At 38.2% G+C, this 23,512-nt stretch carries 22 protein-coding genes; 12 read left to right on the top strand and 10 right to left on the bottom strand.

Going from position 1 to position 23,512, the window contains the following annotated elements; translation table 11 throughout:
* Nucleotides 1-15 precede the first annotated feature (15 nt).
* The 7 genes from K7G93_RS08940 to napF form a co-directional block, all read right to left on the bottom strand.
* The gene (locus K7G93_RS08940) at nucleotides 16-609 is read right to left on the bottom strand and encodes a cytochrome c3 family protein (RefSeq protein WP_115323371.1); all 594 of its coding nucleotides are present in this window, start codon (nucleotides 607-609) and stop codon (nucleotides 16-18) included.
* Nucleotides 610-624: 15 nt separating this feature from the next.
* Complete coding sequence (locus tag K7G93_RS08935; RefSeq protein ID WP_049215742.1) at nucleotides 625-1,050, bottom strand: nitrate reductase cytochrome c-type subunit; 426 nt, start codon at nucleotides 1,048-1,050, stop codon at nucleotides 625-627.
* A 5-nt stretch (nucleotides 1,051-1,055) separates the two neighbouring features.
* Entirely contained in the window at nucleotides 1,056-1,931 is an 876-nt protein-coding gene (gene napH, locus K7G93_RS08930) for a quinol dehydrogenase ferredoxin subunit NapH (protein ID WP_226690908.1), read from the bottom strand.
* On the bottom strand, nucleotides 1,931-2,683 hold the full coding sequence (napG, locus tag K7G93_RS08925; protein WP_049215746.1) for a ferredoxin-type protein NapG: 753 nt from the start codon (nucleotides 2,681-2,683) through the stop codon (nucleotides 1,931-1,933). The genes napH and napG overlap by 1 nt, the downstream gene beginning before the upstream one ends.
* 66 nt (nucleotides 2,684-2,749) lie before the next feature.
* Nucleotides 2,750-5,236: a nitrate reductase catalytic subunit NapA gene (gene napA, locus K7G93_RS08920; RefSeq protein ID WP_226690928.1), complete on the bottom strand. Its 2,487-nt coding sequence runs from the start codon at nucleotides 5,234-5,236 to the stop codon at nucleotides 2,750-2,752.
* A gap of 44 nt (nucleotides 5,237-5,280) precedes the next feature.
* The gene (locus tag K7G93_RS08915; RefSeq protein ID WP_049215748.1) at nucleotides 5,281-5,553 is read right to left on the bottom strand and encodes a chaperone NapD; all 273 of its coding nucleotides are present in this window, start codon (nucleotides 5,551-5,553) and stop codon (nucleotides 5,281-5,283) included.
* Nucleotides 5,546-6,091 (bottom strand): ferredoxin-type protein NapF, encoded by a 546-nt coding sequence (napF, locus tag K7G93_RS08910; RefSeq protein WP_226690909.1) that lies wholly within the window; start codon nucleotides 6,089-6,091, stop codon nucleotides 5,546-5,548. The genes K7G93_RS08915 and napF overlap by 8 nt, the downstream gene beginning before the upstream one ends.
* Before the next feature lie 194 nt (nucleotides 6,092-6,285).
* On the opposite strand from napF, the gene narQ reads away from it, so the two are divergent.
* The 9 genes from narQ to K7G93_RS08865 all read left to right on the top strand — a co-directional run bounded on the left by narQ (nucleotide 6,286) and on the right by K7G93_RS08865 (nucleotide 16,035).
* A complete protein-coding gene (narQ, locus tag K7G93_RS08905; protein ID WP_226690910.1) occupies nucleotides 6,286-7,989 on the top strand; it encodes a nitrate/nitrite two-component system sensor histidine kinase NarQ in 1,704 nt (567 codons plus the stop codon).
* Nucleotide 7,990: 1 nt separating this feature from the next.
* The gene (locus tag K7G93_RS08900) at nucleotides 7,991-8,608 is read left to right on the top strand and encodes a Type 1 glutamine amidotransferase-like domain-containing protein (RefSeq protein WP_226690911.1); all 618 of its coding nucleotides are present in this window, start codon (nucleotides 7,991-7,993) and stop codon (nucleotides 8,606-8,608) included.
* 11 nt (nucleotides 8,609-8,619) lie between these two features.
* Nucleotides 8,620-9,645: a UDP-N-acetylmuramate dehydrogenase gene (gene murB / locus K7G93_RS08895; protein WP_226690912.1), complete on the top strand. Its 1,026-nt coding sequence runs from the start codon at nucleotides 8,620-8,622 to the stop codon at nucleotides 9,643-9,645.
* Nucleotides 9,646-9,656: 11 nt separating this feature from the next.
* Nucleotides 9,657-9,968, top strand: a complete 312-nt coding sequence (locus K7G93_RS08890) for a DUF2322 family protein (RefSeq protein ID WP_049215757.1) — start codon at nucleotides 9,657-9,659, stop codon at nucleotides 9,966-9,968.
* Nucleotides 9,965-10,924: a dicarboxylate transporter/tellurite-resistance protein TehA gene (gene tehA / locus K7G93_RS08885; RefSeq protein ID WP_226690913.1), complete on the top strand. Its 960-nt coding sequence runs from the start codon at nucleotides 9,965-9,967 to the stop codon at nucleotides 10,922-10,924. The genes K7G93_RS08890 and tehA overlap by 4 nt, the downstream gene beginning before the upstream one ends.
* Before the next feature lie 550 nt (nucleotides 10,925-11,474).
* The gene (locus K7G93_RS08880) at nucleotides 11,475-12,800 is read left to right on the top strand and encodes an SLC13 family permease (RefSeq protein WP_408581988.1); all 1,326 of its coding nucleotides are present in this window, start codon (nucleotides 11,475-11,477) and stop codon (nucleotides 12,798-12,800) included.
* A 240-nt stretch (nucleotides 12,801-13,040) separates the two neighbouring features.
* Nucleotides 13,041-13,886: an RNA polymerase sigma factor RpoH gene (rpoH, locus tag K7G93_RS08875; RefSeq protein WP_049215762.1), complete on the top strand. Its 846-nt coding sequence runs from the start codon at nucleotides 13,041-13,043 to the stop codon at nucleotides 13,884-13,886.
* Between the two features lie 228 nt (nucleotides 13,887-14,114).
* The gene (locus tag K7G93_RS08870; protein WP_115323364.1) at nucleotides 14,115-15,329 is read left to right on the top strand and encodes an aromatic amino acid transporter; all 1,215 of its coding nucleotides are present in this window, start codon (nucleotides 14,115-14,117) and stop codon (nucleotides 15,327-15,329) included.
* 91 nt (nucleotides 15,330-15,420) lie between these two features.
* Nucleotides 15,421-16,035, top strand: a complete 615-nt coding sequence (locus K7G93_RS08865; protein ID WP_115322273.1) for a hypothetical protein — start codon at nucleotides 15,421-15,423, stop codon at nucleotides 16,033-16,035.
* A 56-nt stretch (nucleotides 16,036-16,091) separates the two neighbouring features.
* Here K7G93_RS08865 and K7G93_RS08860 read toward each other — a convergent pair whose 3' ends face one another.
* Nucleotides 16,092-18,017 carry an ABC transporter ATP-binding protein gene (locus K7G93_RS08860; protein ID WP_226690914.1) on the bottom strand — a complete coding sequence of 642 codons (1,926 nt, stop codon included), beginning with the start codon at nucleotides 18,015-18,017 and terminating at the stop codon, nucleotides 16,092-16,094.
* A 72-nt stretch (nucleotides 18,018-18,089) separates the two neighbouring features.
* On the opposite strand from K7G93_RS08860, the gene K7G93_RS08855 reads away from it, so the two are divergent.
* On the top strand, nucleotides 18,090-18,707 hold the full coding sequence (locus tag K7G93_RS08855; protein ID WP_049215769.1) for a MarC family protein: 618 nt from the start codon (nucleotides 18,090-18,092) through the stop codon (nucleotides 18,705-18,707).
* 52 nt (nucleotides 18,708-18,759) lie between these two features.
* Here the strand turns inward: K7G93_RS08855 and K7G93_RS08850 are convergent, their stop codons facing one another.
* On the bottom strand, nucleotides 18,760-19,620 hold the full coding sequence (locus K7G93_RS08850; RefSeq protein ID WP_160531608.1) for a MurR/RpiR family transcriptional regulator: 861 nt from the start codon (nucleotides 19,618-19,620) through the stop codon (nucleotides 18,760-18,762).
* A gap of 117 nt (nucleotides 19,621-19,737) precedes the next feature.
* On the opposite strand from K7G93_RS08850, the gene murQ reads away from it, so the two are divergent.
* Both murQ and murP read left to right on the top strand, forming a co-directional pair.
* Nucleotides 19,738-20,643 (top strand): N-acetylmuramic acid 6-phosphate etherase, encoded by a 906-nt coding sequence (gene murQ / locus K7G93_RS08845; RefSeq protein WP_223667728.1) that lies wholly within the window; start codon nucleotides 19,738-19,740, stop codon nucleotides 20,641-20,643.
* Between the two features lie 24 nt (nucleotides 20,644-20,667).
* Entirely contained in the window at nucleotides 20,668-22,098 is a 1,431-nt protein-coding gene (murP, locus tag K7G93_RS08840) for a PTS N-acetylmuramic acid transporter subunit IIBC (RefSeq protein ID WP_049215775.1), read from the top strand.
* 161 nt (nucleotides 22,099-22,259) lie between these two features.
* Here the strand turns inward: murP and K7G93_RS08835 are convergent, their stop codons facing one another.
* Nucleotides 22,260-23,486 carry an aromatic amino acid transporter gene (locus K7G93_RS08835; protein WP_049215776.1) on the bottom strand — a complete coding sequence of 409 codons (1,227 nt, stop codon included), beginning with the start codon at nucleotides 23,484-23,486 and terminating at the stop codon, nucleotides 22,260-22,262.
* Nucleotides 23,487-23,512: the final 26 nt, after the last annotated feature.

Genomic DNA, 23,512 nt, shown 5'->3' with positions numbered 1-23,512 from the left:
AGTGAGGGGAAATAATTATTTTTGTTCTACACTAAAACCAGACTCAACACCACTCATATCAGGTAATTGGTGTGCAATACCTTTATGGCAATCAATACAGGTTTTACCTTCCTGTACTGCCAAAGTGTGCATTTTCTCCGCCACTGTTTTTTGTTGGCTAAAATCCATATTCTCAAAATTATGACAGTTACGGCATTCTTGTGAATCATTGGCTTTTAATCTTGCCCATTCACGTTCAGCCATGTGTAAGCGACGAGAATTGAATTTATCAATCGTATCGGTATATCCCATCACATGTGCGTAAACTTCACGGCTTGCTTGTAATTTACGAATCATTTTAGGGATAAATTCATGTGGTACATGGCAATCTGGACAAGTTGCTTTCACACCACTACGATTTTGATAATGGGCAGTATGTAGATATTCAGGATAAACATCATTACTATGGCAACTCACACAAAACTCTTCCGTATTAGTTTGCTCCATACCATAGTTGAAACCTACCCATGAAACGATCCCAGCAATAAAAGCAAGTGTAATCAAGGTCCCTACCGCAATACGACTTGGCGTGCGGAACCATTTCCAAAAGCGTTTAATTAAGTTCAACATAATTCAATCCTTAACTTATTTGCCGAAGCCAGCCATTGGTTTAAATTCATTTTGAACAATAGGTTCCACATCAGATTGAGAGACATGGCATTGTAGACAGAAGTAACGACGTGGAGATGTGCCCCCAATAATATTTCCATCCCGATCCATAAAATGGGTTGGGCTAATACGCGTTGCGCCAGTCACACGAGAAGCTTCTGGACTATGGCAAGTTAAGCATTGGTTAATATTTTTAGTGACTTGATAATTTTTTGTCGCATGTGGCACCATTGGTGGCTGATTCACATAGTTCAATGGCGATAAACCACTTTCTTTAGGTGCACTGTGAAACGCAGGCTCAACATATTCTGGTGAATCTTGTATACCATGTCCAACTTTCGCCTCTTCAGCCTGTGCAGCGAAAGCAAAAAGTGCGGTTAAAATTAAGATACTTTTTCTCATTTTGATCACTCCCCCGAATGACTAATTGAATTATTAAATCGAGTTGTAAAGATAAATACTTTCTCAGGGCAAACGTCGATACAACGTCCACAACTGATACAATCTTTTGAAAGCACTAATGGACTTTCATTATTTTTTCCATGTAAAGGTGCACGTAACACTTGTGGTTCAGGGCAAACGTTATAACAATCCATGCAGTTATCACATTGACTACGATGCTCTACTTTAATGCGCAATATTCCTTTTGCGCCAATGACACCATAGGCTGCACCAATTGGGCATAAATGCCCACACCACCCGTGTTCAACAATGAATAAATCAAATAAAAAAACCGCTAAAACAAGCCAAGCTGTCGCGCCAAAACCATAAATTAATGCTCGCCCTAGAGCAGCAACTGGATTTAACCATTCCCAGAGTAATAAGCCACTGACTGCACTACCGATAAGAATCATTAACAAAATACCGTAGCGTAACCCACGAGGTATTTTCGCCGATTGACGAATCCCTAGTTTACGTCTTAGCCAAGCTGCCACATCGGTCACAACATTTAATGGGCAAACCCAAGCACAAAATACTCTACTACCAAGCAATGCATAACTAGCGATAACAATGACAACACCTAACAGGGCAGTCATCGTTGGTAGAAATCCCGTAGCAAGACTTTCTGCCATAATTAAAGGATCAGACATTGGGATAAGATCTAAAAAAAGGCTACTACTATAATTACCCTTTAAAATCCATACACCTAAATAAGGTCCGCTTAAAAACATTGCTAAGATACTCAGCTGGGTTAAACGTCGCCAAAATAAAAAACGATTCACATACCACCAGCCTAATTTTTCTCGCGCTTCTTTGCCTGTATATTTTGGTGAATTTGCCATTACAAACTCTCTGGTAAACGAGTTGGTAGAGTAATAATGCCTTCTGGCGCAAGTGAATGACCTGCTTTTTCTTTCTCTTCCCAACCTAAACGATAATGTTGCCCTAACATACCTTTTGCTAAATCCATTGGTAACACTTTGATTGCAGCAATTTCAAGCACACAAGCTTCCTCACATTTACCACAACCTGTACAAGCACTTGAATGGACAGTTGGGATAAATTTTGCATGTTTATCAGAACGATCATTATGTTGCATTTCAAGCGTAATCGCTTTGCCAATCAAAGGACAAACGCGATAACACACATCACAACGTAACCCTTGCCAGTTCAAACAAGTTTCCTGATCGAGTAGGACTGATAAGCCCATACGTGCTTCATTAATATCTGTCGCTTGATTATCTAATGCACCTGTTGGACAAGCTTTAGCACAAGGAATGTCTTCACACATTTCACAAGGTTTATCACGAGCAATAAAATAAGGCGTGCCTGCTTCCATCGGCGATAACAAGGACGCCAAATGTAACATATCGTAAGGACAAGCTTGGACACATTGCCCACAGCGGATACAGGCTGCTGAAAAGGCCTGCTCATCGGCAATAGCAAAGGGTGGACGTAATGCTACACCTTCTCGTGCTAAACTTTGTTTTTGTTGCAATCCTAATAGCAAGCCAACACCAGCTAACCCACAGGCTGTGCGGGTAGCTTCTTTAAAAAATCGACGACGTTCGGGACTCACAACAGGTTTTTTCATTTAGTTTTCCAACCGCACTTACTATTTAAATAATAAGTGCGGTCATTCCTCATTAAATTTAACGAATTACGCTTTTTCCACTTTTACTGCACATTTTTTGAAGTCAGTTTCTTTTGAAATAGGATCAGTCGCATCTAAGGTTAAATAGTTTGCTAGCTGACCAGCATCAAAGAAAGTGGTATAAACTAAGCCTTGTGGCACTTTGTTACGTCCACGTGTATCTAGGTGAGAAATAATTTCACCACGGCGTGAACTTACTTTCACTTTGTCACCATGACGTAAACCACGTGCTTTCGCATCTAATGGATGCATCCAAACCAAGTTATTTGGGAAAGAACGGTGTAATTCAGGTACACGACGAGTCATTGTACCTGTATGCCAGTGCTCAAGTACACGACCAGTACATAACCATAAATCGTATTCTGCATCTGGTGCTTCTGCTGGTGGCTCATAAGGTACAGACAAGATAATTGCACGTTTGTCTGGGTAACCATAGAACGCCACGCCTTCACCTTCTTTAACATACGGGTCATAGCCTTCACGGTAACGCCATAAGGTTTCTTTACCATCAACTACTGGCCAACGTAAACCACGTGCTTTGTGATAAACTTCGAAGTCTGCCAAATCGTGACCGTGACCACGACCAAACGCAGCATATTCTTCAAATAGCCCTTTCTGTAAATAGAAACCGAAATGTTCTGCTTCATCGTTTAAATAACCCGGTTTATCTGTTGGGACTTGGAATTTGTCTACTTGACCATTGCGGAATAACACTTCATAAAGGGTTTTGCCTTTATATTCAGGATTTGCTGCCAAGACTTCTGCAGGCCACATTTCATCAGTAGTAAAATATTTAGAAAACTCAACTAATTGCCATACATCAGATTTAGACTCACCTGGCGCTTTCACTTGTTGATACCAAAATTGTGTACGACGCTCAGCATTACCATAAGCACCTTCTTTTTCTACCCACATTGCGGTTGGTAAAATCAAGTCTGCGGCTAATGCAGAAACTGTTGGATAAGGATCTGAAACGATAATGAAGTTTTCTTCATCACGCCAACCTGGAAAACGCTCCTGATTAATATTTGGACCGCCTTGCATGTTATTGGTACACATTTGCCATAACACATTCATTTTTTTATCTTTTAAGGCTCGGTCTTGTGCAACAGCATGGTAACCTACTTGTGTTTGAATCACACCTTTTGGCAATTTCCAAAGCTTCTCTGCTTTTTCAACATGTTTTGGATTAGTCACCACTAAATCTGCTGGTAAGCGATGTGCAAATGTACCCACCTCACGTGCCGTACCACAAGCTGATGGTTGACCTGTCAATGAGAATGGACCACAACCTGGTTTTGAAATCTTACCAGTCAATAAATGAATGTTATAAATCAAGTGGTTAGCCCATACACCACGAGTATGTTGGTTAAAGCCCATTGTCCAGAATGAAACAATATTTAAATTTGGATCAGCATACATTTTTGCTAATGCTTCAAGCTGTTCTTTTGGCACACCAGAAATTTCATGTGCTTTTTCAAGCGTGTATGGTGCGACTAATTTTTTATATTCTTCAAAATCACTATCGTGCATTTTGCCAGCAGTTTTGACATTTTTCGCAGCTTGCTCTAATGGGTGCGTTTCTCTTAAGCCATAACCGATATCTGTTTCACCACGTTTAAACTTCGTATGTTTCTGAATAAAGTCATGATCAATTGCGTTATGTTCAATTAAATAATTCGCAATGTAATTCATAATGGCGAGATCTGCCTGTGGTGTGAAAATTATGCCTAAGTCAGCTAATTCAAATGAACGATGCTCAAAAGTAGAAAGCACAGCAACTTTTACATGAGGGTGAGATAAACGACGATCAGAAATACGTGACCACAAAATTGGGTGCATTTCCGCCATATTAGAACCCCAAAGTACGAAGGCATCTGCTTTTTCAATATCATCATAACAACCCATTGGCTCATCCATACCAAAAGTACGCATAAACGCAACTGCTGCTGATGCCATACAGTGACGTGCATTGGGGTCAATATTGTTTGAACGTAAGCCCGCTTTGAATAATTTTGATTTGGCAATTCCTTCAAAAATGGTTGATTGACCAGAAGTAAACATCCCTGCACCATTAGGGCCTTTTTCTTTCAGCGCTTTTTTGAATTTTTCTGCCATGATGGTAAATGCTTGATCCCAAGAAACAGGCGTAAACTCCCCATTTTTATCAAACTTACCATTTTTCATACGCAACATTGGTGAAGTTAAGCGGTCTTTACCATACATGATTTTCGGTAAAAAATAGCCTTTAATACAGTTTAAACCACGGTTTACTTCTGCATCTGGGTCACCTTGTGAAGCAACAACACGACCATTTTGTGTTCCGACTAAAACACTACACCCTGTTCCACAAAAACGACAAGGTGCCTTGTCCCATTTGATGGTTTTATCAGTAGCCGCCTCTACATTTTTGACTGGAATAGCCAATCCTGCTACTGTTGCCGCAGCAACTGCAGCATTTGTTTTCATAAAGTCACGACGACTTAAAGTCATATTCATAGCGTTTCCCCCACTATATTGAATCGTTCTATGTTTTATTAATTTTCATCTTGTTGATGGTAAACCAGCGATACATCAATGACGCCATCAATATCTCTTGTCGCTTCCATTTGCTCATGTAATACGTGTTTATCGTGTGATTGCATGACAACAACAAGTTTCCCCTTTTCTGCATCAAACACGGGAATTTCAGTATGTGGCATCGCTAAAAGTGCGGTCTGAATTGCATCAATTTTGTTTGGCTTACCTTGTACAATTAAGCCACATACATGCCAATCTACTGCATTTTCCATTGTAATTTGTTCAGTCATTTATTCTTTCCAATTCATTTACCGTAAATAACACGCTGATTGCTGACACAGGACAACCTTTAATACATGCGCCACAACCATTACAACTTTCAAGCTCAAGGATTGGCTGTGAAACACCACCTAACTGTCGTTTAAAACGAATTGCATGCATTTCACAACTATCTTCACAGCTTCGACATTCAACAGATTTTTGCGTCAAACAGTTCGCACTAATCTCAATTTTATGTGACCATGCTGGCTCATTTCTGGGCCTAAAAATGGGCTGCGAACAAGCTTCTATACATTTTTGGCAAAACGTGCATTCTCCTCGGCTAAATTGCACTTCAGGAAAACCACCATCACCTTTTATTAGAATTGTCGTTTCGCAAACATCAATACAGGCATCACATCGCGTACAATCTCGGATAAAACGTGTATTTTCTACAGACCAAGGTAAACGGATCCCTTGAAAACCCTGTTGTTTTACTTGTTCTGATTGGAGTGAAGTTAAAAACTGCCCACGTAAAAAATGGCGACGAGGTAAGTTTTCAACGGTCATTACACATTCCTTTCATTTAGCTTTTTCTAGACTTGTCATTATGGAGAGAGGGGTCGAGATTCATACTACCCAAATTGAGTATTTAAAGAAAAAACACCATTTTTCTTGTGCTAGATCAATTTTTATTTACAGGTAAAAAAACAAACATTTTTTTGCTAAACTACGTTTCTCAGTTCAATATCAAAAGGTATCTTGTGAACATCAAACATTCGGTTTCGACAAAACTTGCTAATTACTTATTTATTGTGATTATTTTTGCAGGTGTAATCACTTCATTAAGTCTAATGATTATGGCGAGTAATAAGTCTGATGCAGAGTCAATTAATATATCAGGCTCGCTACGTATGCAGAGTTATCGTCTATTATACGAGTTGGAGCAACACCCTGAACTCGTTGAAGCAAGCCTACGCCAGTATCGAGTAAGTCTACACTCACAAGCCTTGTTAGAAATTGCTCACCAATGGTTCGTTCCTAATGCAGTTAAGTCTTCTTACCATAATTTAATTAAGCGCTGGGAAAGTATGGAGCGCTATGCCAGACATCGAGATATTGCTGCTTATAAAACTGAAATCACAGATTATGTTGCGCAAGTAGATCAATTTGTTTTTACATTACAACGTTTTGCTGAACAAAAATGGATCATTGCCGTCTTAGTCATGTCTTTGTCCATGTTCTCAATTATTGTCATGGTTTCTTATATTGTCTGGTATGCACGCAAAGAAGTAGTATTGCCTTTAACACAGCTAACGCGTGCCAGTATTCAAGTTCAAATGCGTCAATTTAACCACGTTAAGGTCAATACCAAGAAACAAGATGAGCTAGGGAGTTTAGCGCGTGCTTTTACACAGATGTCGAGTGAATTAGAAAAACTGTATTCTTCATTAGAGGAAAGTGTGAATGAAAAAACGCAAAAACTCCGTCAAACTAACCGCTCTTTAACGATGTTATACGAAAGTTCGCAACAATTAACCATCAATAATGTTGATGAGTTCACATTACAACAAGTCCTCAAAAATATCTTTATTAGTGAGCATTTACGCTATCTCTCACTCATTATTGATGGTGCAGAACATTGGAATTTAGCCTTTGGCAATAAACAAGCTAACCAAGATTGCCAACAAGTAGAATTAACCATTGAAAATGAAAAATTAGCCGTACTTTACTGGCAGGCTGGTTTACCTTGTCCTGACCCACGTACGATGCGTAATATTGCTCAAATCTTAAGTCGAACACTTTACTTTCATAAAACACAGCGCCAACAACAGCAATTACTATTAATGGAGGAGCGCTCAATTATCGCGCGTGAATTACATGATTCCTTGGCTCAAGTTCTCGCATTTTTACAAATTCAACTGACTTTATTAAAACATAACTTAAAACAAGATGATGAAAATGCAAAAACCAAAAGCTTGAGTCTTATTGCAAATTTTGAGCAAGCATTACGTGATGGTTATGTACAACTTCGTGAGCTATTAGCGACTTTCCGTCTGACGATACAAGAAGCCAATCTTAAATTAGCATTAGAGCAAGTCGTGGATTCTCTACGAGGACAAACAGAGATGCAAATGACAGTACACTGCTCCTTGCCTTCACAAAGTTTTAATGCACAACAGCTCGTCCATGTATTACAAATTGTGCGAGAATCTATATTAAATGCGATTAAACATTCAAAAGGCAGCTTAATTGAAGTGATTGCACATACTAATCAAGACGGCGAATATGAATTGATTGTTCGTGACGATGGGATTGGTATTCCAAGTTTAGACGAGCCAGATGGACACTATGGCTTGAATATCATGAATGAACGTTCCGCACAATTAAATGCAAGTTTACACATTTCTAAGCGCACTTCAGGTGGAACAGAAGTAAAAATTACCTTAAACCAAATGGGAATGTAAAATGAAAAAGTTATTTTTATCCTCATCATTTGCTGATGTGATGGACTTATTTATCCACTTTATTGGCGATATTCGAGGAAAAACGATTACTTTCATTACCACAGCAAGTAATGTAGAGAAAATCACGTTTTACGTCGAGAACGCGAAACAAGCCTTCATCCAACAAGGCGCTCAAATAGATGAACTTGATGTTACAAAAGTAACTTTTACACAAATCAGTGACAAACTCAATCACAATGATTTTATCTATGTCAGTGGGGGAAATACTTTCTTTTTGTTACAAGAGTTAAAACGAAGTGGTGCAGATAAATTAATTATTCAACAGGTCAATGCTGGGAAGCTTTATATTGGAGAGTCTGCTGGCGCAATGATTGTCTCAGCAGATATTAATTATGTTGAACTCATGGACTCTCGAGAGCCAGCAGCTGATTTAGTTGATAACAAAGCATTAAACTTAGTCAAGTTTTACCCTGTACCACATTATACAAACTTCCCTTTTATAGAAGCAGCACAACATATTATTGACACTTATTCGGCAACATTAAATTTAATACCAATTACCAATACGCAAGCAATCGTTGTGAATAATGATATTGTAGAAATCAAAACTCAAAACTAACAGGATAATCTATGCAAAGTCTACAAGAGTTTCACACTTTTTCATTACCTGTCTATGCTCAACAGATTGTTGAAGTTACAAGCATTGAACAACTTCAGCAACAATGGTCAGCATGCCAAGCAGCTGGACAACCTACATTATTTTTAGGACAGGGCAGTAATGTTCTCTTTTTACGCAATTTTAACGGCACAGTCTTCCTCAATCGCTTACTCGGTATTCAACACAGCGAAGATAACCAATTTCATTATTTACATGTCAATGGCGGTGAAAACTGGCATCAACTTGTAAAATGGTCATTAAAAGCAGGTATAAACGGTTTAGAAAACTTAGCGTTAATCCCTGGTTGTGTTGGGTCTGCACCAATCCAAAACATTGGCGCCTATGGAGTTGAGTTTAAAGATGTTTGTGATTATGTCGATGTGCTTGATCTGAGCAAAGGTGAACAATTCCGTTTAAGCCACGAACAATGCCAGTTTGGTTACCGTGATAGCATATTCAAACATGACTATGTTAATGGTTATGTGATTGTTGCTGTGGGTTTAAAGCTAGCAAAAGATTGGAAACCCGTCTTAAAGTATGGTTCATTAGCGAACTTAGATCAAAGTGCGGTCACTTCTCAGCAAATTTTTGACGAAGTATGCTCAATACGTCGCAGCAAGCTACCTGATCCAGCTGAATTTGGTAATGCGGGCAGTTTCTTTAAAAATCCTGTGGTTTCAAAAGCAGATTTTGACAACTTACAGCAAGAATATCCAACTATTCCACATTTTCCGCAACCAGATGGTTATATTAAGCTTGCTGCTGGCTGGTTAATTGATCAATGCGATCTCAAAGGCTATCAAGTTGGTGGTGCAGCAGTTCACCAACAACAGGCCTTAGTGTTAATTAACAAACACAATGCCACAAGCTCTGATATTGTGGAATTAGCCCATCATGTACGTCAAAAAGTTGCACAGCGTTTTGCTGTCTGGTTACAACCCGAAGTTCGCTTTATTGATGAAAATGGTGAAGTTGACAGTGAACAAGCAATTAGTTAAGGAGATAACTCATGGATTTCAACACAATTTTAACTCGCTTACCCACGATTGAGCATTTAACAGGACTCGCGATTATGGCTGGCTCGACACAAGTCCATTACATTCCTGCTGTGACTGGAAAATTAGGCTCATTACGTGTTTATTATGCATTAGCGAAGGAGTTTAATGGGAAATTAAACCGCATTTCAGCACAAAAAGGGCTAGCACTTTTCGCCGAACATACAGAAGATGCGAAACAAAACACAGGAAAACACCCTAATATTGACTTACTATTCCATGTCATTGCCAATGATCTAGAATACCACTTAGTACCGCAATCATGACGACACGATCTTCAATCTCATTTCCTATTCCAATTAACTATTTTGGAATTGTTCTTGGACTTTCTGCATTGAGCCTTGCATGGCGTTATGCTGCGCCAACTTGGTTTTTTGCAACAATCATCAGTGAAAGTGTATTTAGCCTAGCGACTCTAATCTGGTTTTGCTTTGTTTGTGCCTATCTTTACAAATGGACACGTAGTCTATCTGATTTTAAAGTAGACTTACAACATCCTATCTTAGGTAGCTTTATTAGCTTAATCCCAATAACTACAACGCTTATTGGAATAGGGTTAATGCTTTATTCGATGCCTGTAGCGATACTATTAATCAGTATTGGCATTATCACTCAACTCTCATTTGCCACTTATTATATTGCAGGGATGTGGCGAGGCACTCATCAAGCTGAATACACGACACCTGTCATTTATTTACCAACTGTCGCCACTAATTTTGTCAGTGCAACTGCATTAGGTACGCTAGGATACGATGAACTCGGTATGCTCTTCTTTGGAGCTGGCTTTTTTTCTTGGTTAATGTTAGAGCCTGCAGTATTACAACGTTTACGCACTTTACAACCTATCCCTGAGCCTCTGCGTCTTGGTATTGGTATCCAACTTGCACCTGCATTTGTTGGTTGCTCTGCGTATTTAGCCATTAACAATGGTGAAATCGACTTCTTTGCCAAAATGCTTATCGGTTATGGTTTATTGCAATTACTCTTTTTAATTCGCTTACTGCCTTGGATTTTTGCTCAGGGCTTTACCCCCGCTATGTGGGCATTTTCATTTGGTCTTGCCTCTATGGCAAAAGTCAGTTTATTTATGTACCAACAAGCAGCAGATCCTCTTTTTTCAGGGCTTGGGCTAGCACTATTCTGTCTCGCAAATTTAAGTATCGGATTTATGCTTATCCGTACATTTTATTTGCTCTTCACAAGTAAATTCTTTATAAAATGACGACCTACTTAATACTTGAGCGACTAAAGTGATACTCGCTCAAGTATTTGCTTTTCTAACACCTCTCCTTTGAATAAATACAGGCTAGTTCAATAAACTATAAAATCTATTATATTTCACCTCCCCAAACGAGGAAGAGTTGATAACAAATGTAGGAAGAGATAAAAATATTTATATCACGCTGCAGCATATACTCGTTTGTTTAAACTTTTCAGTAGTGGATTTCTTGCTTGCTACGACAAATATCCCCCTTCGCCCTCCCTCATATTCAATTATCTATCGACCTCACACTTTTGCTTATTGGAGTAAAAGTTTAAATTTGTCTTGCTTTTGGTGTTTTCATGCAAAAATCTTCAAATCCTGCTCAAAAAGTAGTACTTTCTTTGAACAAGATCAGGAAATCACACCTGCCTTTTGATTACAATCAATCTTATTTTCAATCTTATGAACGAGGTCACCTATGGACATCAAGCAATGCTTACAAGTAATAAAAATAGCGCAGAACAGGCATTTTGTTTTCTTCTGTTTATCTATTATTTTTGCCGCTATCATGACTATGCTACTTTCTGATGCAAGTTTCACTAAAGTACAAAACTATGTGCTGTTCTTACTATTTTTTGCAATTAGTCTATGGGTCACTGAGGCAATTCCTCCCTTCTCAGTCAGTATATTAATCGTTGGCTTCCTAGTGTTGATTATGGGAAAAAGCGAAGCCTACGATGCGATTCAATATCTACAAACTTGGTCTGATAGTGTCATCTGGCTCTTTCTTGGTGGCTTTTTCCTTGCAGAAGCCATGAAAAAAACCAAACTTGACCTGCTGCTGCTCAAAGCAGTATTACCTAAATTTGGCCATAATCCTGTTTATGTGTTATGGGGGTTAATGCTAGTGACTGCGACAATGTCGATGTTAATGAGTAATACAGCAACAACAGCTATGATGATCGCTACGATTAGTCCTTTATTCACTCGATTAGATAAAAGCTCTAATTTATCTAAAGCCTTGCTCTTAGGTATTCCTGCGGCAGCCTCCGTTGGAGGTATGGGAACCATTATCGGTTCAGCACCTAATGCTATTGCCGTTGGTGCGCTTGAAAAATTAGGTCATCCTATTTCATTTTTAGAATGGATGATGGTAGGTACACCACTTGCTTTAGTCTTACTGTTCATTTTTTGGCGTGTATTAGTCAAGAAATACCAAGTCGATAAAACTGAAAGTCTCGATTTCAGTTTTTTACAAGAAACTACACAAGTCCATTCTAATCGCATCGAAATACTGCATAAAACGATTGTCTTGGTTATTCTTGCTATTACGTTATTCTGTTGGTTGACATCTAAATGGATTGGCATTCCTGTCGCCGCTGCTTCAGGGATTCCTATTGTTGGACTGACTATGACAGGAGTTTTAGGCGAAAAAGATATCCGCCAATTACCTTGGGATACCTTAATGCTAGTTGCGGGTGGTCTTGCATTGGGTTTAGCAATTGAAGAACAACGCATTGCAGCACACTTTGTTGAACAAATTAGCCATATTCAAGTAAGCTTTATGATGCTCCTAGTCTTATTTGGCTTTATTACAGTGATCTTATCTAACTTCATGAGTAATACTGCAGCAACAACGATCTTAATCCCAATGGGTGTCTCTTTATTAGCTATGGTTGGTGGCGTAGATATTAATCCGATGATCCTACCACTTGTAATTGGCTTAAGTGCCTCTTGTGCACTCTTCCTTCCTGTTTCAACACCACCAAATGCTATTGCATTCAGTACAGGCTTAATCAAACAAGCTGAATTCCGTTTAGGTGGTGTCGTTATTGGTTTCTTAGGACCTGTTTTAAGTATTTTATGGGTACTTGCGTTATCTACCTTCTTATAAAATATAGTATTATTGATATTCATCTCAAACATACCGCACTTTAAGACAAAGTGCGGTATAATATTCGACATAACCTATAAATACATCTATTCCTTTTCTATACGATAATTGGAACTTTAAGGTAAATTTATAGTCTAATCTTTACCCATTCCATAAAGAGTATGAAAAATTGGCTCTCATGGGATTTTATGTTATAACTACACTCGGAAATTTATCTTTCACTTTCTAAGAAGGAAAACAATGAACAAAGAAACACAAACCATGATGTTGGTTCCACAAGGCAGTATTGAAGCATATATTCGTGCTGCAAATGAATATCCAATGCTTACCGCTGAGGAAGAAAAGGAATTAGCGGAGCGTTTGTATTATCAAGAAGATTTGGAAGCGGCTAAAAAGCTGATTCTTTCACATCTTCGTTTTGTTATCCATGTAGCGCGTGGTTATTCAGGCTATGGCTTACCTCAAGCGGATTTAATCCAAGAAGGTAATATTGGTCTGATGAAGGCCGTTAAACGCTTTAATCCTGAAGTAGGGGTGCGTTTAGTTTCTTTCGCTGTACATTGGATCAAAGCAGAAATTCACGAATATGTATTACGCAACTGGCGTATTGTAAAAGTAGCAACCACGAAAGCACAACGTAAATTATTTTTTAATCTACGTAAAACAAAACAACGCTTAGGTTGGTTTAATGAAAATGAAGTAGAGATGGTCGCAAATGAACTTGGTGTTTCTCCTGAAGATGTGATGGAAATGGAATCACGGATGACAGGTTCAGATGTTGCTTTTGACTTACCAACAGATGACAATGAAGAAACCTACTCACCATCATTATATTTAGAAGATAAAACCTCTAATTTTGCAGCAGAATTAGAGAATGAAAATTACGAAACACAAGCCACTGAGCAATTAACTGTTGCTTTAGAAGGGTTAGATGAACGTAGCCTAGATATTATTAAAGCGCGTTGGTTAGATGAAAATAAAGCAACATTGCAAGATCTAGCTGCAAAATATAATATTTCAGCAGAACGTGTTCGCCAACTTGAAGCTAACGCACTGAAGAAACTGAAAAGTGCGGTTAACTTTTAATAAAGTTTAACATACAGAAAAAGCCAAAGTTTTGTACTTTGGCTTTTTTATTACCTTCGATAAAAATGTAAACATTTCATTACAAAAAAAATAAACCCATCATTATCTTATATCAAAATAAGAATAAAACTGGCTTTATTATTCCTCTATTGCTAATATAAATATATATCTATAAAAATGTAAATATATATTTACAATTAATCATTCTGATTAAAAAAGGAAACTATCGTGAATAAAACAGCTGGCAGTACACTGCTTGTATCAGGCACTATGATTGGTGCAGGGATGCTTGCAATGCCTCTCACTTCAGCAGGCATTGGCTTTAGCTTTACTTTGGTCTTATTAATTGCACTGTGGGCATTACTCACTTGTACTGCACTCTTATTTGTCGAAGTCTATCAAACTACTGACGCAGATGCAGGTATTGGCACATTAGCCGCACAATACTTTGGTCGTTTCGGACGAATTGTTGCAACAACAGTATTACTCGTTTTCTTATATGCATTATTATCTGCTTATGTTACAGGCGGGGGTTCAATTCTTGCTTCAAGCCTACCTACTATTGTCAATGAGAATACAACATCCAAAATCGCTATTGGTATATTTACTTTATTTTTTGGTGCATTTGTTATTATTGGTACAAAAAGTGTTGATGGTATAAATCGCTTATTATTTTTCATCATGCTCACAACATTTGTATTTGTACTGTGTCTGATGTTACCTAAAGTTACTGTCAATAATCTGATGGCGATGCCTATTGATAAAGCCTTATTACTCTCAGCAAGTCCGATTTTTTTCACTTCTTTTGGTTTCCATGGTTCAATTCCAAGTTTAAACCATTATTTACAAGGCAACGTGAAAGCACTACGATTTGCGATTCTCACAGGTTCAACTATCACTCTGGTCTTTTATATTGTGTGGCAATTTTCGACTCATGGTGTGCTGAGCCAATCTCATTTTTTAGATATTTTACAACAAGATCCAACGTTAAATGGCTTAGTGAATGCTAGTTTTCAAATTACAGGCAGCACAATGTTAGCGCAAGCCGTGAAAATTTTCTCAGCTTTAGCTTTAATTACTTCGTTCTTAGGCGTGGCATTAGGGTTATTTGAATGTATTGAAGATCTATTAAAACGTGTCTTTAATATTTCAGGAAATCGAATGATACTAGGCATATTAACCTTTCTACCACCATTACTTTTTGCTTTTTTCTACCCACAAGGGTTCGTCTTAGCCCTCAGTTATGCAGGTCAAATGTTCGCTTTCTATGCTGTAGTGTTACCTGTTGCTTTAGTTTGGAAGGTTCGTCAGATACACCCTAACCTACCTTATCGAGTCAGTGGCGGTACACCTGTACTAGTGCTTGTTCTTATACTTGGTGTGGCAATTACATTGATTCCGTTTATTACGAGAGCAGGCTATTTACCACAAGTTGTAGGTTAAGCGTTTCCTTCTGCCTGAAGAAAATTGACTATAAAAATTCAGTAAGAATGTTATAGTGAGCAAATAAAATACAGGTCAAATGGAATAAAATATGAATATCAGAACTTTTTTCAGTACAACTTTATGTATCGGCACACTACTTAGTTCGACAATCACATCAGCAAATACGTCTATTTATGTTGAACCACCTGCAATTGAAAACGTGACTAATACAAGCTCTTACGTTTCGTATATGTACCGAACCGAAGCTTTACGGAGCCAATGGATTGGCAATAACCCCATGTTCTTTATTCGATTATCAAGTATTGATACTTTTGGTGATACACGTACTGCTTTAATCGCCACGTTATTAAATGGTGCTTATGCTATTGAGCGTATAGCAACAAACTGCAATACTAAAGAAACCGTGATTAAAACGAAAGCGATCTATGATGCAACAGGTAAATTAATTGAGTCCAATAACCAAGACATTAACCTTGGTCGTCCAATTCCAGATAGTTATGTCGCAGAGGCTATTTTAGTGATGTGCGATGCATTAGCACTTGTTCCTGGTAATCCCAATGTACATGATGAAAAAATTAAAGCCTCTGTTCCATTTATCAATATTATTAATGAGCATGTAAGAGGTAAAAGCGTCAATCGTGGAGCAATCATAGTAGATAATATTGAGGACTATTTTAAATCTCAACTCAATAGAAAAAAATAAACAAAAGGGTTTATTTCATCAAATAAGCCCTTTATCTTTAAAAAAGTAATAACTTTTTACTCAGCAAGCAGTTCTTCGAGCTCCTCTTGAAGAGCTAACCATTGCATTTCAATCTCCTCTAATTGCTTCTTATGACTGACTTGTTCAGCTAACAGCGTAGTCAACTTATCTTTATTTTCCGCTAAATACAGCTCACTTTCGCCAAGCTGTGTTTCTATCTCTACTAACTTAGTTGATAAATTGTCCATCTGCATTTCAAATTGTTGTAGTTTTTTGCGTAGCGGAGCCGTCTGTTGTCTTAATTCTGCTTCACGACGTTTTTGCTCCTTACGATTCACACTACTTTGATTATTTTCTTGCTCAGCTTGTGGTACTAGCTTTGAATCTGGCACACGAGACAATTCATTCAACCACTTTTGATAATCGTCTAAATCACCTGAAAACTGCTCTACTTTTTTATCATGTACTAAATAAAACTCTTCTACTGTATTACGTAATAAATGGCGGTCATGAGAGACCACAACTAATGAGCCTTGATAATCTACTAATGCTTCAGTAAGTGCTTGGCGCATATCAAGATCTAAATGGTTAGTCGGTTCATCAAGTAACAATAAATTCGGACGCTGCCAGACAATAAGCGCTAACACTAAACGAGCTTTCTCTCCACCAGAAAAAGAGCCAACTACCTCATTGACTTTATCACCCTTAAATGCAAAACCACCAAGATAATCTCTTAGTTGTTGTTCCGTCTGCTGTGGTGCTAATTTTTGCAAATGCCATAATGGACTTTCATCTGCACGTAAAGTATCTAATTGATGCTGAGCGAAATACCCCAATTGTACACCCTTAGCAAGCTGTATTTGTCCAGCCAGCGCAGATAGCTCACCTGCTAATAATTTAATCAATGTTGATTTACCTGCACCATTTTTACCTAACAAGCCAATTCGTGAGCCTGGTACTAAATTCAACTTAATTTTTTCTAAAATCTCGACCGCACTTTTGCCATCTTCCGTCACATAGCCTGCGCTGACTTGCTCCATCGACAGCAGAGGATTTGGCAAAGCCAATGGATCACGAAACTCAAAATGGAATGGATTATCTACATAAGCAGGCGCAATCAACTCCATTCGTTCTAGTGCCTTTACTCGGCTTTGTGCTTGCTTTGCTTTGCTGGCTTTTGCTTTAAAACGATCAATATATTTCTGTAAATGTGCGACTTTTCGCTGTTGTTGACGATAAAGGGCTGTTTGTTGCGCCAGTTTTGTGGCTCGCTGTATCTCAAAGGAAGAATAATCCCCTGTATACTCATTAAGCTTTTGATTCTCAATATGCAAAATTTTATTGACGATCGGATCAAGAAAATCACGATCGTGAGAAATCAATACTAATGTACCTTTATATTGTACTAGCCAACGCTCTAACCACATCACAGTATCTAAATCTAGGTGGTTAGTTGGCTCATCTAACAATAATAAATCGGAAGGACAAAGTAGGGCTTGTGCTAAATTTAAACGCATCCGCCAGCCACCTGAAAAGGATTTTACTGGGCGTTGTAATTCATCTTGACTAAAACCCAAACCATGTAATAAAGCAGCCGCACGTGCATGAATAGTCCATGCATCAATTGCATCAAGTTGTGCATGTAAATAGGCAATTTGATGTCCATCACCTTCTTCATTAGCAAGAGCTAATGCCTGCTGTAAGCGGCAGTATTCACGATCACCCTCAATCACATAGTCTAATGCGGTAGTATCTAATGCTGGCGTTTCCTGATTCACCCAAGACAACGCCCAATTGTTTGGAAAACTGACCTCTCCCCCTTCTGCACTCACCTCTTGTTTGAGTAAAGCTAATAAAGAAGACTTTCCACAACCATTTTTCCCCACCAGACCCACTTTTTGTCCAGGATTAATCGCAGCAGAGGTATTGTCGAGCAAAATAGATTGCCCGCGTTTTAAAGTTAAATTTGTAAAAAAAAGCATTGCTTGTCAGTATGTCTCGTTCAACTTTTATTATAGAATGGGGTATTTTCTACTTTTTTATCGGAGTTGCCAATGTTTGATTCACTCATCGTGCAGTTTGTCGTATTGTGGGCAGTTATAGATCCTATTGGTTCAGTACCCGTTTACTTAACCAAGACCGTCGGTCTGTCAATTGAAGATAGACGAAAAATTGCCTTAAAAGCAGTTGTTATTGCAAGTGGTATTTTAATGTTCTTCTTAATTTTAGGTCAGGGTTTATTAGAAGCCATGCAAATTCCACTTACAGCTTTCCAAATTGCAGGTGGCTTGGTACTCCTTTTATTTGCGTTAACAATGATTTTTGGTGAGGGAAAACCAGAACATGAGATGCGTATGTCATCTAGTTTAAGTGAATTGGCAGTTTATCCTCTTGCAGTACCTTCTATAGCCTCTCCTGGGGCAATGATGGCCATTGTATTATTAACAGATAACCACCGTTTTAGTTTTTTTGATCAAGTCATCACAACAATTATTATGTTAAGCATTTTGTTTATTACCTACATCTTGTTACTGATGGCAAATAAAATCCAGCGCTTAATAGGTAACACTGGTGCGGCAGTGATTAGTCGGGTAATGGGATTAATTCTCGCTGCTGTCGCAATTAACAATATGTTAGTCGGTATTCGTGACTTCTTTACACAAGTAGTATAGCGACTCAAAATAAGTGCGGTCAAAATTGTGAAAATTTCTACCGCACTTCTCTCTAACGAAACTTATTCAACTGCCCAATCAACTCTCGACTTTCTAAAATCAATACATTCGCATCGTTTTTCTGTTGCACAATGCCCATAAATAGCAAGTCGGTAATAGCATGTTGTGCTGTACGAGAGGCAATAGAAGAACTACGGAATTTAGACTCATCAGCCACTGAATAAAGAACATAATCAGCCAGCTGGTGTAGGGGATTTGTTTGTAATGCTGTCAATGCAATGATTTTGACTTGATGGGCTCGTGCATTTTCTGCTGCCAATAAAATTTCTCGATGACGACCTGAAAATGAAATCAAAAATAAAGCATCTTGTGATGTCAAGCTTTGGCTCATTGCAAGTTGTGCGTGCGTATCCGTTTCAGTCACAGCGGGAAGCCCAATTTTAGTCAGCTTATAGAATAAATCCTTAGCAACCAAGGCAGAATTGCCAATTCCCATTAATTGAATCCGCTTAGCCGATAATAAACATTGGATAACAGCGGCAATCTGTTTAGTAGGATTTAAACTCAAGCTTTCTTTTAAAGCTTGCTGTTTTTCTAGAAAAAGTTTCTCGGCAATTTCGGTTAAATCATCTTGATCAGTAATCGTGTCATGTAAATGAATACGCTTTTCTTGTTGTGCTTCCTGTCGAATTAATTCTTCACTAATCGCCAACTTAAAATCACTAAACTTATCCGCTCCCAATTTCTGGCTAAATTTAATGATCGCAGATTGACTCACCTCAACTTGCGCCGCAAGTACCTTTGATGAAGAGGATTTTACAATATTTGGATTCTTCAAAATAAAATCCGCAATACGTTGTTCATTAGGCGAAAGTGAATGATAGGCATGCTTCAATTTAATTAAAAATCCCATAGCTCCTCAAAATAACGGATAAAAAGTGAGCAAGCTCACAGAATGAATAAATAATTCCCTAAGATCATCTCATTTGGAATAAAATAATCCAAGATAAAGCTATTTAAGGAATTTTTTATGCAAAATACAATTAACGAGCTCGTAACAGAAAGTCGAAACCCATTCAGTACAAATATCGATCAACTTTCAACTTTAGATATGTTAGCAGTAATTAATCAGGAAGATCAAAAAGTTTCCTTAGCAGTCGAGAAAGTCTTACCTGAAATTGCTAAAGCAGTTGATGCTATTGCTGAAACTTTTATGAAAGGGGGGAGATTAATTTATTTAGGCGCGGGAACATCAGGGCGTCTAGGAATATTAGATGCTAGTGAGTGCCCGCCTACATTTGGTACACCACATGAACAAGTCATCGGTTTAATTGCAGGTGGTCAATCAGCAATTTTAAAAGCAGTAGAAAATGCTGAAGATGATCGGAGCGCAGGTGTACAAGATTTAAAAGATATTCAATTAAGTAAGCAAGATGTACTAGTTGGTATTGCAGCAAGTGGGCGTACGCCTTATGTGCTGGCTGGCATTGAATATGCAAACCAACTAGGTTGTGTGACCGTTGGAATTAGCTGTAACCCAGATTCCTCTCTTGCCAATCTTGCTCAAATTGCTATTACACCAATAGTAGGCGCAGAAGTCATTACAGGATCATCACGGATGAAAGCGGGTAGCGCACAAAAATTTATCCTCAATATGCTTACTACAGGTGCCATGATTAAAACAGGTAAAGTATTTGGTAACTTAATGGTTGATGTCGTAGCAACGAATGCTAAATTAGTTGAGCGACAAAAAAATATTGTAATGCAGGTAACACAATGTGATTACAATCAAGCAGAGCAAGCATTAGAACAGTCTGGAGGTCAATGTAAAGTGGCTATTGTAATGTTGTTGCTCAATATGTCAGCGGAAGAAGCCAAAAATTGTTTGGCTGAATCCAATGGTTTTATTCACCAAGCATTAACTTCAGTCAAATAAGGCAAGTTAAAAAAGGAGAAGATTATGGCAATCATAGATAATGCGATGATCCACAGGCTGATGCAGTTATTAGGTGGAAAGAGCAACATTCAAACTGTCACTAACTGCATGACCCGTTTACGGGTGACACTACAGCAATCATCTGCAGTTAAGATAGATGAGCTTAAAAAAATCGACGGAGTGTTAGGCGTAGTTGAAGCCGATGAGCAATTACAAATCATTCTTGGTCCAGGTAAAGCGGCTAAAGCCGCAGAACTATTGAAAAGTATGGTAGATAGCGAAATCTCCTCACCATCACTCAAAGACATCGCTCGAGAACAAAAACAACAAATTAAATCAACGCAAACAAGCAATATTCACCAATTCTTTGCTAAGTTTGCCACTATCTTTACCCCTCTGATTCCTGGTTTTATCGGGGCTGGTTTATTACTTGGTCTCGCAACTGTTTTACAACAAGCTTTTGTTACTGGTGTAGAAAACCCAAACGGCTTTTTAGTTGATTTAATTGCCTATATGAAAGTGTTCAGTAAAGGCTTGTTTAGTTTCTTGAGCATTTTAATTGGTTATAACGCAGCAAAAGCCTTCGGTGGTTCAGGGGTAAATGGCGCAATTCTCGCCTCACTCTTTATTCTTGGTTATAACCCAGAAGCCACCAAAGGCATTTACTCAGGTCTTAGTAATTTCTTTGGTTTAACCATTGATCCCCGTGGTAATATTATTGGAGTATTAATTGCAGCAATTGTGGGCGCTAAAGTTGAGCGGTTTGTTAGAAAATTTATTCCAGATAGTTTAGACATGGCTCTCACTTCAACTGTCACACTCCTGATCATGGGCTGCTTCACATTCTTATTTATCATGCCTATTGGCGTTTATTTATTTAATGGCATGTCTTGGCTATTCTCAAACCTCAATGGTAATCCATTCGGTTCTGCAATATTAGCAGGATTATTCTTAATATCCGTCATGCTTGGTATCCATCAAGGTTTCGTTCCTGTGTACTTTGCGTTAGTCGAGACACAAGGCTTTAATGCACTTTTCCCGATATTAGCAATGGCGGGAGCAGGCCAAGTCGGAGCTGCGCTAGCACTGTACTTCAAAGCGAATAAAGATGCCGTATTACGTACTCAAATTAGAGGAGCAATTATTCCTGGTTTCTTAGGTATAGGTGAGCCATTAATTTATGGTGTGACATTACCACGGGTAAAACCTTTTATCACAGCGTGTATCGGAGGGGCAGCTGGCGGATTCACAATTGGCTTAATCGCTTATTTAGGCTATCCAATGGGATTAAATACCGTATTCGGTCCATCTGGCCTATTAGCAACACCATTAATGACATCGCCGATTGGTGTTTTCCCTGCTATTCTGACTTACTTATTCGGTACAGTAGTTGCTTACGCTACAGGCTTTATTACAACTTATTTCTTTGCCACAAAAGATGTTGATTTAAGTTAATTCATTGTTGTACTTCATTATACAATATACCTTTCCTAAGGCTTTAGTTGGGCAGATATAATCTGCCCATTTTATTCCAACAAAATATTAACAAAATCGACCGCACTTTTATGTATCCGCAAAAAAGGGGCATAGCCCCTTATTATAATTGAAAATATCAGTTAGCCTTTAAATACTGGTAGCATATTAAACATCGCAAGGAAATGGAATAATGCTGTAGCAATACCAAATAGGATTACAACAACAATTGTGAAATTACCACCAGCAACTTTAAATCCTATATCGCCATTTGGCATCGTACGTGATTTTCTGGCGAGTAATGCTGGGATGATACAAGTCCAAATTGTTGCAACTGCACCTGCATAACCAATCGCTTTTAAGAAACCAAGTGGGAAAGAAACTGATAAAATTAATGGTGGTAAAAAAGTGACTGCCCAAGATTTAAAACGACCTTGTTTGCTATTATCAAACTTAAAGAAGTCTGCTAAGAAATCAAATACTCCTAAGCCAACTCCAATGAATGAAGATAAAATAGCAGCGATAGAAAATGCATTAATTGCTTGTTTTACTGATGCTGATTCAATCACATTACTGAGCGCACCAAGTAAGACATCTAAATTACCACCACTTTCAAGTACAGGACCAAATTGATCACGTGGTAAATTCCCAAAAATTGAGATAATCCATAATAAATAAAGCGCTAACGCAATCGCAGTCCCCCCTAAAATAGCGTATTTTGCTTTATACTCATCACTATAATAAGCACGCATTGTTGCAACAGAATGGTGATAACCAAATGAAGTTAATGCCACAGGTAACAGTCCCATCGCATACATTGCATAATTTGAATCAGCCCCTTTTGTATCAAATAAAGTCGCTAAATCAATATTTACAGTCAGACCAAATACACTAAACACAAATGACAATGACATAAACACGATTAGTATCACAGATACACGGTCAACAATACGTGTTGAGTGCCAGACAAAGAACGAAAAAACTAAAACAAAAATGACAGACCAAATACGTGCATCGAGCTCAAAAAATGGCGCTGCTAATCCACTTAAAATACCACCTGAAGCAGTCGTATAAGCATAAAGCAAAATACCACCCACAAAATAAACAGCTAAGTTATTAATCAGATTTACTGAATTACCAAGCATCGCTTTAGTTACAGTATTAAATGAAGCACGAAGATCATAATGTTTATAAGCTTCTAACAATAACCAACCTGAAACTGTCATTGTTAACATCGTAAAGCAGATAGTAAGAATGGACCAAATTGTCCATGCACCTGCACCAGAACTTGGTAAGCCTAGCATTCCTGCGCCGACACACACACTGGCAATAATACAGGCACCACCGAAAATTGAAGGCGTCTTTTTCATAATGCTTTTCCTTTTTTATGAAATAA

Source organism: Pasteurella canis, assembly GCF_020810675.1.
GTDB classification, from domain to species: Bacteria; Pseudomonadota; Gammaproteobacteria; order Enterobacterales; family Pasteurellaceae; genus Pasteurella; species Pasteurella canis.
The sequence above is the reverse complement of the archived record's forward strand: the minus strand, read 5'-3'. Positions and strand labels throughout refer to the sequence as shown.